Genomic DNA, 15,701 nt, shown 5'->3' on the forward strand with positions numbered 1-15,701 from the left:
AACTCTTTAAAACTTAAATCGTGCAACTTGCACTAAAATAACAACCCAACCAATTATAAAACATAACCCACCTAATGGGGTTATTGGGCCTAACCACTTCATGCCGCTTAGGGCTAATAAATATAAACTGCCACTAAAAAGCAATGTACCGGCAATAAAAAAACCTCCCGCCACGGTTAAATTAATACCCCACTTAATAAAAATCGCCACGGCTATAAGCGCTAAACCATGCACCATTTGATACTCAGCTGCGGTTTTAAATACCCCGAGTGAATACTCAGTTAAACGGCTTTTTAAACCATGCGCGGCAAACGCCCCTAACATAACCGACAGCATGCAAAAAAAGCTGCCCGTGAGTAAAAATAGTTTTATCATAATTGCTCCACTCTATTGGCTATAAATTTACTTGCTTCAAGCGCTGCAGTTTCACGATTTTGCAGCTCGCTCACACCACTTTTTTTGCGTGGTTTGAGTGAATGGTCGCCATCGCTAAGCCACACATAACTTGGCTGTTTTGGCATAGAAAGTGTTTTAAGCTCTTCACGGGTGCCAAAGGTATCTCGCTCGCCTTGTAATACTAAAAACGGGCAAGGTATGTCTGCAAAATGATCGGTGCGTAGCTTATCTAGCTTACCGGGCGGATGAAACGGATAGCCAAACGCTAATACACCTGCAATCGGTTGTGTAGAGCTACAGGCAAGCATAGACGCCATACGCCCGCCCATCGACTTGCCGCCAATAAATAACGGTAAATTAGGTTGCGCATTTGTTAGTACTTGCTCGTAATAAGCTAACAGTTTAGGGGCTCGCTCTGGCGGTCTACGTTTTTGTGTTTGTTTAGCAATTTGCATGTATTCAAAATCAAATAAACCTACATCAATACCCTGCGCACTAATGAGTTTAGCCATATGCTGCATAAAATCAGAATCTGATCCAGCTCCGGCACCATGCGCAAATATAAACTGTGCAATAGCCGGCTGCGTTGCGCTTTTAAACCATTCAATCATTATTAATACTCTTGTTCTTGTTCAACTAAGCTCAGCATCCAATCTTTAAACGAGACTATTTTACCCAGCTCTGTTTGCGACTCTCTAATCACTAAGTAATACGCGTTTTTACTCTCTAAGCTGTGGCTAAATGGGATCACTAAACGGCCCGCGTCAATATCGGGTTTGGCAAGCACACTATTGCCTATTGCTACACCTTGGCCGTGCACCGCGGCTTGGAGCACCATTGATGAGTGGCTAAATATAGGACCTTGATTCACTTGTACATTACGTACACCCGCCGTTTTCATCCAGGTTTTCCAGTTACGGCGCGTGGTATCGTGTAACAAAGTGTGCTGGGCTAAGTCACTCGGTTGATTAAGCGGTTTATGCCCGCTTAATAACAGTGGGCTACATAAAGGCACTAAATACTCGGTGTGCAATTTGTAAGTTTGAACCCCACTCCAGTGGCCTCGGCCGTAGTAAATAGCAATATCTACATCATCGGTTAACGAGTTTTCGTCTTGGTCTTGCGCTTTTATACGCACATCTATTTCGGGGTGGAGTTCGTTAAATAAACTTAATCGAGGTACCAACCACTGAATTGCAAAACTCGGGGTTAAACTTACGGTAAGCGAGCCTTTTGCACCGCGAGCAAGTAGCTTTTCGGTAGCATCTATCAGCTGGGTAAAAATCTCTTTAATATCTAAAAAGTAGCCTTGGCCTTCTTCGGTTAATAATAACGAGCGATTTTTACGTAAAAACAATTTTAAGCCTAAATGCTCTTCAAGGGTTTTAATTTGATGGCTCACTGCCGCTTGCGTTACATACAGCTCTTCTGCTGCTTTAGTAAAGCTTAAATGGCGTGCTGCGGCTTCAAAAGCTTTAAGTGCGTTTAATGGGGGGACTCGTCTTGACATAGTAACCAAGCTTAGAATTAGTTTTTCTTATGCGTAAGATTATATACAGCATCGTTGTGTGTGTATATTAATGGAATAAAAAAAGCGACCTAAGTCGCTTTTTAAACATTACCTAAATAGGTGTTAAATTATAAATCGCTTGCGCTTGTATCAAGTGGTGCAAAGCTTTTAATTAAGTCATCTACTGCTTTCATTTGCGATAAGTACCCTTCAAGCTTGCTAAGTGCCAATGCACATGGGCCATCACACTTTGCTTCATTAGGGTTAGGGTGCGCTTCAATAAATAGGCCCGCAATGCCCAGTGCCATGCCGCTGCGAGCAAGCTCGGCAGCTTGTGCACGGCGTCCATCAGCAGAGTCAGCTCGCCCGCCTGGGCGCTGTAGTGCATGGGTGGCATCAAAAATAACCGGTGCCATGGCTTTCATGTCATCCATACCTAGCATATCAACAACTAAGTTGTTGTAGCCAAAGCTTGAGCCGCGCTCACACAGTGCAACATTATCATTACCTGCTTCATTAAATTTAGTAATGATATGACGCATTTCGTGCGGTGCTAAAAACTGTGGTTTTTTCACATTAATAATGGCACCCGTTTTAGCCATAGCTACCACTAAATCTGTTTGGCGTGCTAAAAATGCAGGTAACTGAATTACATCAACCACTTCAGCAACAGGCGCTGCTTGGTGTGGTTCGTGCACATCGGTTATAAGCGGAATGTTAAAGGTATTTTTAATCTCTTCAAATATTTTTAAGCCTTCTTCCATACCAGGGCCGCGGTATGAATTTATTGATGAGCGATTCGCTTTATCAAACGAGGCTTTAAATACATAAGGAATATTTAATTTAGAGGTTACTTCTACATAGTGCTCTGCAATGCGCATTGCTAAATCGCGCGACTCTAAAACATTCATACCACCAAATAATACAAATGGTTTGTCGTTTGCCAGCTCAATATTATTAATATTAATTACTTGGTTGTTCATTTAAATTCCTTAAGGTGCAACTGCTTGCATCATTAATCCACAAATGTAGGCCATATATGTACCTACACCATACCCTAGTACAGCTAATAAAACGCCCACTGGCGCGAGCGAAGGGTGAAACGCAGAAGCCACCACAGGCGCCGACGCAGCGCCGCCAACGTTAGCTTGCGAGCCCACCGCCATATAAAATAACGGGGCTTTTATTACTTTGGCTACAATCAGCATTAAACTTGCGTGTGTTAGCATCCAAATAGCCCCAATTAAAAATAACCCAGGGTTACTAAATATAGCGGTTACGTTCATATGTAAGCCAATTGATGCCACTAAAATATATAAAAAGCTTGAAGCAACTTTTGATGCGCCAAACGCTTCTATTTGCCTTACTTTAGTAAATGATAAACTAATACCAATCGTGGTTGAAATAACAATTAGCCAAAAGAATTTACTGTTTAAGCTGTACTCTTTAGCCCACGCATAATTGTTTGCAAAAAACGGCCCTAAAAAGTCGGCACAAAAATGAGCAAGCCCTGTTATACCAAATGCTATGGCAATAATGGTCATGTAGTCATTGAGTGTCGGCATGCGGGCATGCTCTGCATGGTATTGCTCAACACGGTTTTTTAAATCTTCTATGGCGGTTGTATCAGCCCCTGTTGCGGCATCAATTTTTTTATGGTTTGCAGCCATTAGTAATAAAACAGCCATCCAAATATTCGCCACAATCACATCAACGGTCACCATAACCGAGAATATATCGCCGCCCACTTCAAACATTTCTTTCATTGAAGCTTGGTTAGCGCCGCCGCCAATCCAGCTGCCGGCAACCGTTGTCATACCACGCCAAACAGCATCTGGGCCGTGGCCGCCTACTAAATCAGGGCTAAATACACTAACCACTAAAATAGATAAAGGCCCACCAATCACAATACCCAACGTACCCACTAAAAACATAATTAGCGCTTTGGGGCCTAAATTAATAATAGCTTTTAAATCAATACTAATAGTAAGTAAGATTAAACATGCTGGTAGCAAATAGCGCGAAGCAACATAGTAAACATTTGAACTATGTCCATCTACAATGCCAAACGTATTGAGTAAAGAAGGTAAAAAGTAACACAGCAATAATGCTGGTACATATTTATAAAATGCTTTTAGTTTGGGGTTTTCGCTGCTAGAGGTTTTAAAAATGAACCCTAAAATTACAGCAAGCAAACCCAGTACAACAGCATCATTAGTAATTAATGCAGTGTGAGTATCAGCCATATTTGTTCCTATTCTTAATGGTGTGTTTTATTATTATCTTCAAGTTCTTCTAGTTGATGCTGAATAATTTCAATTGCCGGATCGTCCGGGCACTCATCAATAAAAAACTGTAAATCATCGCGTGCCATTTTAGGACAATCTAACTGATTGAGTAAGTAACCTCTGTCGCGTCTCTCGTACGGGTCATCGCCTAATAGCTCCATTAGCAACTCAACACATACCAGCGCGTGGCCAAATTTATTTTCGCTAATAAACGACCATTTTTGCTGCGCTAAAAACAATTTATAAACTTCATCGTTATAAATAAGTTCAAGTGGCTCTTGCTCTTGGCCATTTTCTTCATCCGCATTTTCAGGAATGATGTACCAGCTTTGTTGCCCACTGCTAGGCTCAATAATGTAGCCTTCTTCATCACTTATTGCGACATGCACGCTAATATCACCCTGGTTAATACACACACTGGCATCTAATTGCGCTTGCTCAAGCAAATGGCTCAATAAAATACCTAATGTGGTTATAGAGCCGCTGCGCATAGTGAGTGTATAGCTTAAGCTATTTATTTTATGCTCTGGCACCTTTAGCCCAGAGGCGCTAAATAGCCATTTGCTATAAAAAATATCAAGAAGGGCTTCTAATCTATCGTGTGGGTCTTTTTGCTTTGCGCACATAGCAGTGATCTGCTGCTCAAAGTCAGTTAATACAGAAAAAGTTGGTGCTAAATCTATTTGAGGGTCCCATTTCGACTCTGCATTAATACACCGATAAAGTGGTGGTGGAGTAAATTCATCATATGCATCATCTAAATAAGATTCGTCGTGTTCGTCATACCCGAGGGTGGTCATCAATACTACAACATTTATTAAAAAACGAAGGCGTAGTTTACCTAATTTTACGGATAGTTACCAATACAGCGAAGCTCCCACCCGCAATTATACCTCAGAGGGGTGCTTTATAGTAAAAGGAGTAGGCCAGCATGGCTGAAAAATGGTGAAGGCCATGAGACGTGCAGAGGTGTATTAACTGTGTTAACTGTTACTCAAGTTCCTTGGGGGTTTAAGCCCCATACTTATAAGTATCGTGCGTGTTTAAAAAGCATATACACGCACCGACACTTAACTTGCAACAGAGTAGGTATTATAAAAGTAGCGGCGATTTTGCCGTTGCCAAATACCCTATTGCTAAAATCACAACCGTGTTTACTACCACATACATAATTTTTGGCAGCGTATTAGTTTGTTTAGCGCTAATAATACCTATCGCAATATAAATCACTACAAGCACTATTTTTTCTAATAACCATAGCTGCTCAAAGGGGTTTATTTTTGCCATGAACACCAATGTTATTGCAGAAATAAGTAATAAAGTGTCAATGCTGTGACTGCCAATAAAAACCAGTTTATTTTTGGCAAGCTTGCCACTGCCCATACGCGAAAAAGAGCGGATGTAAAATAAGATAACGCTTAGCATAGCAATTGCCATGTGTGAGTGTTTTACTGCTAAATAATCCATAAGCCTCAGTACTTTTTGTTTTGTTAAATTTAGTTAAGTGCGTTTAATACCAATCCGCTTAATTAAGTGATCTATTTTAGGATGGAAAAACGTGTTGATAGCTAGGCAAAAAATTTGCTATTTAGTTGTTCTAAATGAGAATTTTTTAACGCTGATAGCAACACGTTTAGCCCCCCTCAAAATGATTAAATATTATTGCTGCTCGGTATAATACCAAGCCCTACGCACTGCTTTGGCTATTATGCCTCACAAACTAAAAAGCACATAGTCGCAAGGCTATGTGCTTTTTTAAATTTATAGTAACGATTAACGTTGTTGTCGTTGCACGTTCTCAAATGCTAGTTGTACATTTTGCGAAAAAATCTCAATTAAATTACGTTGCGTATCGGTTATATTTTTAGGGATCCCCGATATAAATAACATCGAATTGTGATTGTACTCGCTGCTACAATAAGCAAATAAATAGTTATCTTTATAAATTATGCTTTTATCTTTAAGTGCTTGATGACACGCCTCTAGTTGCTCGTTTTGCAGCACAGCATCTAATTCTTTACCCTCGCTTTGCTCAAACTCACCCGTACCAGAGCGTACTATTAGCTTATCATTACTATTTTCTTGCGTATTTTGCGCCACTAAAGTAGTGGCATACACCGCTTGATCGGCAATGCCTAATAACGAGGTAAGTTGCTGCATCACCCCTTCAATAAACTGCTCTATTGAACGTGTGGCAAATATATCGCGCGAGGCAACAATAATTTTTTCAAGCCCTTCGCGAGATTGCTCTATAGAAATAATATCGCGATACGAGCGTAAGCTCGACATAATCACAGTAAACAGCTTTTGCGCTGTCAGCTCTGTTTTCGATTTATAGTCGTTAATATCGTAATTAATAATAACTTGGCGTTCAGGCGCCTGCCCAGGCTGACCGGTTCTTAAAATAATGCGAATATGATTATTATTAGCTTCTTCGCGAATAAATTTAGCAACCTGTAACCCAGCGTCATCTGTTTCCATTACCACATCTAGCAGTACAATAGCGGCATCTGGGTGCGCATTTATTAATTCTTTTGCTTCAGCGCCCGAGTATGCGCTTAAAAATTCTAAACGTTTGTTCTGAAATTCAAAATCACTCAACGCAAGCTTTGTAACAGCATGAACTTCAGGTTCGTCATCAACGATTAATACTTTCCAAGTGCCAAGCTCTACTTCACTTTCTAACTCATCTGGCTCATCTGAAAATAAAAAATCACCCATCATATTAAAGGTTCCTTAATGCATTTATAGAACACACAATCATGGCTGTTTATTATCAAATTAAGGCCACTGTGCGAGCGTTACACGATCGTTATTTCCCAAGTCTTTTACTGTTTTAATATTTATATACGCCATTTGCTTAAACAAATGCCGAACAGCTTCACCCTGTTCAAAACCATGTTCTATTAAAAGATAGCCACTAGGGAGCAAATAGTCACGTGATTGTGTAATTATTTGTTTTATATCAGCCATTCCTGCCTCATCGGCCACTAACGCAGAAAGAGGCTCAAAGCGCACATCCCCTTCTTTTAAATGTTTATCGTCGTGTTCAATGTACGGTGGGTTGGTCACAATTAAATTAAACTGCTCATTTTTCAGCGCGCTAAACCAGTTACTTTGCTTAACTTGCACATTATTAATGGCTAAACGTTGCTGGTTACGAGTCGCTAAGGCCACCGCATCTGCAACTTTGTCGACTGCTGTAATTTGCCATGTTGGCATTTCACTACCAAGTGCAAGTGCAATAGCGCCGGTGCCAGTGCCTAAATCAAGCACTTTTGCTTGCTCAGGCACGGTAAGTGCTAAAGCTTGCTCAACGAGTGTTTCGGTATCAGGCCTAGGAATAAGCGTCGTGGCATTCACCTCGAGCGCTAAGCTCCAAAATTCGCGCTGGCCAATAATATGCGCTACGGGTTCACCATTTAAACGCCGTTCACAAAATTCATCATATTGGCGCTGTTCGTCGCTGCTAAGTAGGTTATCTGGCCAGGTAAATAAGTAACTGCGAGGTTTTTGAAGAATATGTAATAGCAGTACTTGTGCGTCTAATTTAGCGCTGTCGCTAGTTGGTGCAAGTTTAGTTGCACCAACCGCTATTGCCTGCTCAAGCGTGTGGTTCACAATTACTCATCGCCCATTGCGGCAAGTAAATCAGCCTGATGCTCTTGCATTAATGGATCGATAATTGCGCCTAAATCACCAGTTACCACTTCGTTTAAGCGATAAAGCGTTAAATTAATACGGTGATCGGTAATACGTCCTTGCGGGTAGTTGTAAGTACGAATACGCTCAGAGCGATCGCCACTGCCCACTAGGTTACGGCGCTCAGAGGCCTCAGCCGCATGACGTTTTTCATCTTCGGCTTGCTGTAAACGCGCGGCAAGTACCGACATCGCTTTAGCACGGTTTTTATGTTGCGAACGCTCATCCTGACACTCAACCACAACACCCGTTGGAATATGAGTAATACGAATTGCCGAGTCGGTTTTATTTACGTGCTGACCACCAGCGCCCGAGGCTCTAAAGGTATCTACTTTTATATCGGCGGTGTTTATTTCAATGGCTTCTGCTTCAGGAATTTCGGCCATTACTGCAACCGTACACGCAGAGGTATGTACACGCCCTTGCGACTCAGTCTCTGGTACACGTTGTACACGGTGAGCGCCCGATTCAAACTTAAGCTTACCGTACACACCTTCACCGCTAATATTTGCAATAACTTCTTTGTAGCCGCCGTGTTCACCTTCGTTGGTGCTCACTACTTCAACTTTCCATTTTTGTGTTTCGGCGTAACGGCTGTACATTCTAAATAAATCGCCTGCAAAAATAGCCGCTTCGTCACCACCGGTACCCGCACGTACTTCTAAAAATACATTGTTGTTATCTTTAGGATCTTTAGGAAGCATAAGCACTTGTAGCTCATCTTCTAATGATAAAATTTGCGCTTTAGCTTCTTTGTATTCTTCTTGCGCCATTTCACGCATATCTGGGTCTGAATCTTTTAGCATTTCTTCAGCAGTCGCTACATCGTCTTGCGCTTGTTGGTATGCTAAAAATGTTTTTACAATTTCTTCAAGCTCAGAGTATTCTTTTGAAAGAGCACGAAAGCGGTTTTGATCACTAATGACCGACGGATCGCTCAGTAGCGCTTGTACTTCTTCGTAGCGCTCTACTAAGGTTTCTAATTTACGATATACAGACTCTTTCATTTAACTGTTATTCCTGATCAATACCTAACATTTTTTTCAACTGAGTTAGTTGTGCCACTTCACCTTTTTTAGCCGCATCTTGAATTGCACGGGTAGGCGCGTGCATTAAGCGGTTGGTTAATTTATTGGCCAACTCTAATATAATTTTTTCTGCGTCTTTACCTGTATTTAGCTGACTAACCGCCCGCTCAACAAGTTCTGACTTAATGGTTTGTACGTCGTTTCGGTAGTGGCGAATTAAATCAACCGAATCGAGAGAGCGAACCCACATTTCAAATTCTTTTACGCGCTCGCTTATTATTAATTGTGCTTGCTCTGCCGCCTGTTCACGCGCGGCCATATTCTCGCTTACAATGGCTTGTAAGTCATCAACGGAATATAAATAGGCTGCGTCAAGCTCGCCTACTTGGCTTTCTATATCGCGCGGTACGGCAATATCAATAAACAGCATAGGTTTATGGCGGCGCTGTTTTAATGCTTGCTCCACCACCCCTTTACCTATAATTGGTAACGTACTGGCGGTTGAGCTAATAACAATATCGGCTTTGTGTAAACGCTCAGGTAGTTGTGCCAGCGCAATCACATCGGCCGACACTTCCTGCGCTAAACCGCGTGCACGCTCAATGGTTCTATTGGCAACCGTAATTTGTTGCGGCTCATTTTGATATAAATGTTTAGCTACAAGCTCTATTGTTTCGCCGGCACCAATTAATAACACATTGGTTTTATCAAGCTTGCCATAAATATGTTTTGCTAAATTAACCGCTGCAAACGCCACCGACACAGCACTGGCACCAATATCAGTGTCGGTACGGACCTGCTTAGCTACAGAAAAGGTTTTTTGAAACAACCTGTCAAACTTAACGCCTACGGCATCGTGTGTTTTGGCGCTATGATAAGCTTGCTTAATTTGCCCTAAAATTTGCGGCTCGCCCAATACCAAAGAATCTAAGCCGCACGCAACACGCATTAAATGATTAATGGCTGCATCACCTTGGTGGCAATATATATTTTTGCTCAGTTCGTGTTCATCCAAACCATGGAAACTGGCAAGCCAGGCTAGCAGTGCTTGGGAATTTGACTGCTCAAGGCTACAATAGATTTCGGTACGGTTACAGGTAGATACAATAACGGCTTCGTTAAAGTCGGCATGACCGCTTAATTGCTGGAGCGCCTCAGACATTTGCTCAGGCGAAAAAGCCACTTTTTCACGTAATTCTACGGATGCGGTTTTGTGATTTATACCAAGTGCTATGATGGTCATATTTGCCAAATATTGCTGCGCCCTACTTTAAAGGCGGCAATTTTACCAAAAATCAGCGGAATATGGAAAGTAAGGAACAACATTTGATTAGACATTATTTAATTTTATTCACTCTTTTTTTGTTTTTAGCGGGCTGCGCCCACCAAATTGATACAAAAACAACGCTTTACGATGATTGGAAACCACGCTTAGCAGCGCAAAAAACCTGGCAAGCACAAGGTAAATTAGCGTTTATAAGCCCTGATGAGCGCCAATCTGCAAACTTAAATTGGCAACAAGACGAAAAACAAAACAACTTAGTGCTCACTACGTTTATTGGTACTCGTATATTGTCGCTTAAACAAACCCGCACAGGTGCGGTACTTGATTACGACGATAAAACATACACAGATACTAACGCTGCGTTATTATTAAAACGCTTAACCGGTTTTGACCTGCCAGTTGATAACGCCGATAACTGGTTAAAAGGCACATTAACGTCGCAAACATTAAAAGTAGACGAACTTGGCCGTGCACAACAAGTTATTTGGTACGATAACAGCAATAAAAAGTGGCAAATAACGTATTCAAACTATAAACAGCAAGGTGGCTTTTGGGTTCCTGGCAATGTCACGCTAAAACATCAGCAAATTAAAATCAAAATTCAACTCTACAATTGGCAATTTAATTAAGTATGAATACTAAAACAGCTTTTTCGGTCATTGCACCGGCAAAACTTAACTTATTTTTACACATCAATGCGCGCCGTGATGACGGTTATCACGAACTAGAAACCTTATTTACCTTTTTAAATTTTGGCGACACACTCGACTTTTCAGTTAACGAAGCCCCTACTATTTTAATAACGGGTGATACGAAAGGCATAGCAGATTGCGATAATCTCATCTATAAATCCGCGTTATTGCTTAAAAATCACTGTGGCATTTCATCAGGTGTAAAAATAAATCTCACTAAACGTTTACCTATGGGTGGCGGCGTGGGAGGCGGTTCATCTGATGCAGCCACCACGTTACTTGCACTTAATAAAATGTGGAATACACAACTAAATATTGATGAATTAGCAAACTTAGGCTTGCAATTAGGCGCCGACGTGCCGGTATTTATTCGTGGTAAAAGCGCCATAGCACACGGTATTGGCGAACAATTGGTTGACGTAGAGCTTGAACAAAAATGGTATTGCGTTGTGCACCCTAATCAGCATGTCAGTACCGCTAAAATATTCACTCACCCAGATTTAAAACGCGATACGCCAAAAATTTCAGGTGATTGGCGAACCCATAAATTAACCAACGATTGTGAGCCTTTAGTTAAAAAGCTCTGCCCCGAGGTTGAAAAAACCCTGCAGTGGTTGCTAAAATACGCCCCGTCGAAGATGACCGGAACAGGTTCATGTTGTTTTGTCGAATTTGCTAGCCAAGTTCAAGCACAAGATGTACTTGATAACCTCCCCCATACTTGGCAGGGTTTTGTTGCTTCTAGCGCAAATGTCTCACCTGCTCATACGGAGCTTGCCGCCATATTCGATCAATGAAGTAACGTACAAGTAATCATAAGTTAACGCGTAGTGGGTTTTACCTATTTACCCGTTAGTCCAAAAATTCAGTGCCTGAGGAACCCTACCGTGCCTGACATGAAGCTCTTCGCTGGTAACGCAACACCTGAGTTAGCTCAAAAAGTTGCAAAACGTTTGTATATTGAATTAGGCGATGCTGTTGTTGGCCGTTTTAGCGACGGTGAGATCAGTGTTCAAATAAATGAAAATGTTCGTGGCTCGGATGTTTTTATCTTGCAATCAACCTGTGCCCCTACTAACGATAACCTAATGGAACTTATCGTTATGGTTGATGCTCTACGTCGTGCATCAGCAGGTCGTATTACTGCCGTCATTCCTTATTTTGGTTATGCACGTCAAGACCGTCGAGTACGTTCTGCGCGCGTTCCAATTACCGCTAAAGTTGTTGCCGATTTCTTATCAAGTGTAGGTGTTGACCGCGTTCTTACGGTTGATTTACACGCTGAGCAAATACAAGGTTTCTTTGACGTACCAGTAGATAACGTATTTGGTAGCCCTGTATTACTTGAAGATATGGAAGAGCGTGAGTTTGAAGACGTTGTTGTAGTATCGCCAGATATTGGTGGTGTAGTACGTGCCCGTGCTATTGCAAAACTACTTCACGACACAGACCTTGCTATTATTGATAAACGTCGCCCTCAAGCTAACGTTTCTCAAGTAATGCATATTATTGGTGATGTTGAAGGCCGCGACTGTATTATCGTAGATGATATGATTGATACCGGTGGTACTTTATGTAAAGCCGCAGAAGCACTTAAAGAACACGGTGCTAAACGCGTATTTGCCTATGCAACGCACCCTATTTTATCTGGCAAAGCTGCAGAGAACATTCGTAACTCAGTAATTGATGAAGTAATTGTAACTGACTCAATTCCGTTATCTGATGAATTAAAAGCGCTTGATAAAGTAAAAGTACTGACTCTTGCTGACATGTTAGCCGAAACAATTCGTCGCATCAGCAATGAAGAATCTATTTCAGCGATGTTTGAACACTAAAATCATACATTCGTTGGAACATATAAGCGCCTTTTGGCGCTTTTTTTGTATGTGTTGTTTATTTTATCGGGGGGCGGTGTTATGATAGCGCGCCTTTTGGGTAGGGACCTTGGTCGCAAAGGCCCTAACACTTTTAATTATTGGAGACATTATGTCTAACGAAACTTATACTTACAACGCTGAACTTCGCGTAGAAACTGGTACTGGTGCGAGCCGCCGCCTACGTCGCGAAGACAAAGTACCTGCTATCCTTTACGGTGCAGATAAAGAAGCGGTATCGCTTACTCTTGCTCATAAAGACATGATCAAAGCACAAGAAAGCGAAGGTTTTTACACGCACATTCTTACGCTAAATGTTGGCGGCGAGTCTGTTGAAGCTATCTTAAAAGATATTCAACGTCACCCATTCAAGCCAAAAATCACTCACCTTGATTTCCAACGTGTAGATGCAACTCACAAATTAGTAACTAAAGTTCCTCTTCACTTCATCGGTGAAGAAGCAGTTACTAAAGCTGGTGCAACTGTTGTTCACCAGTTAACTGAAGTTGAGATTTCTTGTCTTCCTAAAGCACTTCCAGAATTCGTTGAAGTTAACGTTTCTAATTTAGTAGTTGGTGATTCAGTTCACATTTCTGACCTTGAACTTCCTTCAGGTGTTCAGTCTGTTGAACTAGGTAAAGGCGAAGGCCACGACCTGTCAGTAGTTACAATCAAAGCTAACAAAGCAGCTCCTACTGAAGAAGAAGCTTCAGACGCTGCTGAATAATATTTAAGGTCTTGCACCTTGAATTCTATTCAAATGCTTGTGGGCCTGGCTAATCCAGGCCCCGAATACGCAAACACACGCCATAATGCAGGTGCTTGGTTCATTGAAGAACTCGCAGCACGCTACAACTGCACGCTCAAACACGATCCTAAATATCACGGCCTAACTGGCAAAGTGATCATCCAAGGCCAAGAATTCAAATTATTGATCCCCACCACCTACATGAACTTAAGTGGTAAAGCGGTCGGTAGTTTAGCCAATTTTTTCAAAATCCCCGTGGAAAACATACTTGTTGCCCATGACGAAATGGATTTAGACCCAGGCGTTGCCAAACTTAAAAAAGGTGGCGGTCATGGCGGTCATAATGGCTTAAAAGACATTATTGCAAAAATGGCAAACCAAAAAGATTTTATGCGTTTACGCATAGGTATCGGTCATCCAGGGCATCGTGAAATGGTTACCGGTTGGGTGCTTGGAAAAGCAGCCAAAGAAGACCAAGAAAAAATGGATGCAGCGGTTGATGAAGCAGTTCGTTGTATGGAAATACTTGCAAAAGATGGTGTGTTAAAAGCACAAAACAGACTACATTCTTTTAAACCATAATCGTTTAAACGAATCTTAACAAGGTATCTTACTATGGGTTTTAAATGTGGCATCGTTGGCTTGCCTAATGTTGGTAAATCAACGCTTTTTAATGCACTAACTAAAGCGGGTATTGAAGCCGCTAACTTTCCTTTTTGTACCATCGAACCTAACACAGGTGTAGTACCGGTACCCGATCCTCGCTTAGACGAGCTAGCAAAAATTGTAAATCCTCAACGTATTCTACCTACTAGTATGGAATTTGTTGATATTGCTGGTTTAGTAAAAGGCGCATCAAAAGGTGAAGGTTTAGGAAACCAATTTTTAGCAAACATTCGTGAAACGGATGCAATTGGCCATGTAGTTCGCTGTTTTGAAGACGAAAACGTAATTCACGTTGCAGGTACTATTGACCCTGCTGACGATATTGACGTTATCAATACCGAATTAGTACTTGCCGATATGGACAGCGCTGATAAAGCAATTTTCCGTAACGCTAAAAAAGCGAAAGGCGGCGATAAAGACGCTAAAGAGCAAAATGCAGTACTTGAAAAAGTAAAAGTACACTTAGACGAAGGGTTAACACTTCGCTCTTTAGAGCTTACTAAAGAAGAAAAAGCAGCAATTAGCTCAATTAACTTCTTAACTATTAAGCCTACTATGTACATTGCTAACGTAGCTGAAGATGGCTTTGAAAATAACCCACACCTTGACCGTGTACGTGCTATTGCAGAGTCTGAAGATGCTGTAGTAATTCCGGTGTGTGCTGCAATCGAATCTGAGCTTTCTGAACTAGATGAAGAAGACAAGCTTGAATTTATGGCAGACCTAGGTTTAGAAGAACCAGGCCTAAACCGTGTTATTCGCGGTGGTTACGAGCTATTGCATTTACAAACCTACTTCACTGCAGGTGTAAAAGAAGTACGCGCGTGGACTATTCCAGTAGGTGCAACTGCGCCGCAAGCGGCTGGTAAAATTCACACCGACTTTGAACGTGGCTTTATTCGCGCACAAACCATTGCTTATGACGACTACATTGCCTTTAATGGCGAAGGTGGCGCTAAAGAAGCCGGTAAAATGCGTCAAGAAGGTAAAGAGTACATTGTTAAAGATGGCGATGTAATGAACTTCTTGTTCAACGTATAATTACGCCTAAACAATCTGTTTATAAAAGCCCGCTTAATGCGGGTTTTTTTATGCCTTTATCTAAATAAGTTTTATCCCAAAAGACAAATGGCCTTAATTACTTTTGGCTTTTTATAGCAATTAGCATAATTAAGTGATTTATTTTGTTGATGGAAAAACCTGTTGATAGCTAGAAAAAATTCGCTATTTAGTTGTTCTAAAAGAGAATTTTTTCACACAGATAGCGACACGTTTAGTCCCTAAAAATGATATAAGTATTATTACGGATTGGTTTGATACTCACGAGCTAAGCTAAATACTTTATTTAACGTGAGAAATACGCATCAGTAATAAGCAAATTACCCTACCAACTACCCCCACGCGGTGATTAATATGTAATTTTTAACGCAACTAGCGCAAGTTATGCCTACTTAAAATGATTGCATAACCTGGTTATTAAGTATCATAGCTTCATTCAATAGCTAAAATACT

Annotated in this window: 16 protein-coding genes and 1 pseudogene; 6 read left to right on the forward strand and 11 right to left on the reverse strand. The window is 41.3% G+C overall.

The features are described 5' to 3' along the window. Window positions 1-6 precede the first annotated feature (6 nt). The 11 genes and pseudogenes from PSH50_RS15100 to hemA form a co-directional block, all read right to left on the reverse strand. On the reverse strand, window positions 7-375 hold the full coding sequence (locus PSH50_RS15100) for a DUF423 domain-containing protein (RefSeq protein ID WP_273587113.1): 369 nt from the start codon (window positions 373-375) through the stop codon (window positions 7-9). Beyond that, window positions 372-1,007: an alpha/beta family hydrolase gene (locus tag PSH50_RS15105; RefSeq protein ID WP_138685610.1), complete on the reverse strand. Its 636-nt coding sequence runs from the start codon at window positions 1,005-1,007 to the stop codon at window positions 372-374. Before PSH50_RS15105 ends, PSH50_RS15100 begins: the two co-directional genes overlap by 4 nt. Window positions 1,008-1,009: 2 nt before the next feature. Then, entirely contained in the window at window positions 1,010-1,906 is an 897-nt protein-coding gene (locus PSH50_RS15110; protein WP_004588843.1) for a transcriptional regulator GcvA, read from the reverse strand. Window positions 1,907-2,034: 128 nt separating this feature from the next. Next, window positions 2,035-2,889: a 3-deoxy-8-phosphooctulonate synthase gene (kdsA, locus tag PSH50_RS15115; protein ID WP_054983446.1), complete on the reverse strand. Its 855-nt coding sequence runs from the start codon at window positions 2,887-2,889 to the stop codon at window positions 2,035-2,037. A gap of 9 nt (window positions 2,890-2,898) precedes the next feature. Continuing rightward, the gene (locus PSH50_RS15120) at window positions 2,899-4,152 is read right to left on the reverse strand and encodes a DUF819 domain-containing protein (protein WP_004588841.1); all 1,254 of its coding nucleotides are present in this window, start codon (window positions 4,150-4,152) and stop codon (window positions 2,899-2,901) included. Window positions 4,153-4,166: 14 nt separating this feature from the next. Then, window positions 4,167-4,994 (reverse strand): tetratricopeptide repeat protein, encoded by an 828-nt coding sequence (locus PSH50_RS15125; protein WP_004588840.1) that lies wholly within the window; start codon window positions 4,992-4,994, stop codon window positions 4,167-4,169. 292 nt (window positions 4,995-5,286) lie between these two features. Next, a complete protein-coding gene (locus PSH50_RS15130; protein ID WP_064384853.1) occupies window positions 5,287-5,661 on the reverse strand; it encodes a SirB2 family protein in 375 nt (124 codons plus the stop codon). Between the two features lie 321 nt (window positions 5,662-5,982). Then, window positions 5,983-6,918 (reverse strand): annotated as a pseudogene (locus tag PSH50_RS15135) (DUF3369 domain-containing protein); the annotation flags it as partial. A gap of 57 nt (window positions 6,919-6,975) precedes the next feature. Further along, a complete protein-coding gene (gene prmC, locus PSH50_RS15140) occupies window positions 6,976-7,815 on the reverse strand; it encodes a peptide chain release factor N(5)-glutamine methyltransferase (RefSeq protein ID WP_138580018.1) in 840 nt (279 codons plus the stop codon). Between the two features lie 2 nt (window positions 7,816-7,817). After that, the gene (gene prfA, locus PSH50_RS15145) at window positions 7,818-8,903 is read right to left on the reverse strand and encodes a peptide chain release factor 1 (RefSeq protein ID WP_004588836.1); all 1,086 of its coding nucleotides are present in this window, start codon (window positions 8,901-8,903) and stop codon (window positions 7,818-7,820) included. Between the two features lie 7 nt (window positions 8,904-8,910). Beyond that, the gene (gene hemA, locus PSH50_RS15150; protein WP_004588835.1) at window positions 8,911-10,167 is read right to left on the reverse strand and encodes a glutamyl-tRNA reductase; all 1,257 of its coding nucleotides are present in this window, start codon (window positions 10,165-10,167) and stop codon (window positions 8,911-8,913) included. Between the two features lie 83 nt (window positions 10,168-10,250). Here hemA and lolB point away from each other — a divergent pair, with 83 nt between their 5' ends. The 6 genes from lolB to ychF all read left to right on the forward strand — a co-directional run bounded on the left by lolB (window position 10,251) and on the right by ychF (window position 15,230). Continuing rightward, window positions 10,251-10,838, forward strand: a complete 588-nt coding sequence (lolB, locus tag PSH50_RS15155) for a lipoprotein insertase outer membrane protein LolB (protein ID WP_004588834.1) — start codon at window positions 10,251-10,253, stop codon at window positions 10,836-10,838. 2 nt (window positions 10,839-10,840) lie between these two features. Then, a complete protein-coding gene (ispE, locus tag PSH50_RS15160; protein WP_273587111.1) occupies window positions 10,841-11,698 on the forward strand; it encodes a 4-(cytidine 5'-diphospho)-2-C-methyl-D-erythritol kinase in 858 nt (285 codons plus the stop codon). Between the two features lie 90 nt (window positions 11,699-11,788). Beyond that, the gene (locus tag PSH50_RS15165) at window positions 11,789-12,736 is read left to right on the forward strand and encodes a ribose-phosphate pyrophosphokinase (RefSeq protein WP_004588832.1); all 948 of its coding nucleotides are present in this window, start codon (window positions 11,789-11,791) and stop codon (window positions 12,734-12,736) included. Window positions 12,737-12,887: 151 nt separating this feature from the next. Continuing rightward, window positions 12,888-13,502 carry a 50S ribosomal protein L25/general stress protein Ctc gene (locus PSH50_RS15170; RefSeq protein ID WP_004588831.1) on the forward strand — a complete coding sequence of 205 codons (615 nt, stop codon included), beginning with the start codon at window positions 12,888-12,890 and terminating at the stop codon, window positions 13,500-13,502. Window positions 13,503-13,520: 18 nt separating this feature from the next. Then, entirely contained in the window at window positions 13,521-14,105 is a 585-nt protein-coding gene (pth, locus tag PSH50_RS15175) for an aminoacyl-tRNA hydrolase (protein ID WP_024033868.1), read from the forward strand. A 33-nt stretch (window positions 14,106-14,138) separates the two neighbouring features. Beyond that, entirely contained in the window at window positions 14,139-15,230 is a 1,092-nt protein-coding gene (gene ychF / locus PSH50_RS15180; RefSeq protein WP_004588829.1) for a redox-regulated ATPase YchF, read from the forward strand. Window positions 15,231-15,701 lie beyond the last annotated feature (471 nt).

This window comes from Pseudoalteromonas sp. Angola-7 (assembly GCF_028599255.1).
Classification (GTDB): Bacteria; Pseudomonadota; Gammaproteobacteria; order Enterobacterales; family Alteromonadaceae; genus Pseudoalteromonas; species Pseudoalteromonas atlantica.

Coding starts and splice junctions, on each gene's coding strand:
- PSH50_RS15105 (WP_138685610.1), bottom strand. CDS start 1,007: ATGATTGAATGGTTTAAAAGCGCAACGCAGCCGGCTATTGCACAGTTT.
- PSH50_RS15170 (WP_004588831.1), top strand. CDS start 12,888: ATGTCTAACGAAACTTATACTTACAACGCTGAACTTCGCGTAGAAACT.
- prfA (WP_004588836.1), bottom strand. CDS start 8,903: ATGAAAGAGTCTGTATATCGTAAATTAGAAACCTTAGTAGAGCGCTAC.
- PSH50_RS15130 (WP_064384853.1), bottom strand. CDS start 5,661: ATGGATTATTTAGCAGTAAAACACTCACACATGGCAATTGCTATGCTA.
- kdsA (WP_054983446.1), bottom strand. CDS start 2,889: ATGAACAACCAAGTAATTAATATTAATAATATTGAGCTGGCAAACGAC.
- PSH50_RS15120 (WP_004588841.1), bottom strand. CDS start 4,152: ATGGCTGATACTCACACTGCATTAATTACTAATGATGCTGTTGTACTG.
- hemA (WP_004588835.1), bottom strand. CDS start 10,167: ATGACCATCATAGCACTTGGTATAAATCACAAAACCGCATCCGTAGAA.
- PSH50_RS15125 (WP_004588840.1), bottom strand. CDS start 4,994: ATGACCACCCTCGGGTATGACGAACACGACGAATCTTATTTAGATGAT.
- PSH50_RS15110 (WP_004588843.1), bottom strand. CDS start 1,906: ATGTCAAGACGAGTCCCCCCATTAAACGCACTTAAAGCTTTTGAAGCC.
- ychF (WP_004588829.1), top strand. CDS start 14,139: ATGGGTTTTAAATGTGGCATCGTTGGCTTGCCTAATGTTGGTAAATCA.
- ispE (WP_273587111.1), top strand. CDS start 10,841: ATGAATACTAAAACAGCTTTTTCGGTCATTGCACCGGCAAAACTTAAC.
- PSH50_RS15100 (WP_273587113.1), bottom strand. CDS start 375: ATGATAAAACTATTTTTACTCACGGGCAGCTTTTTTTGCATGCTGTCG.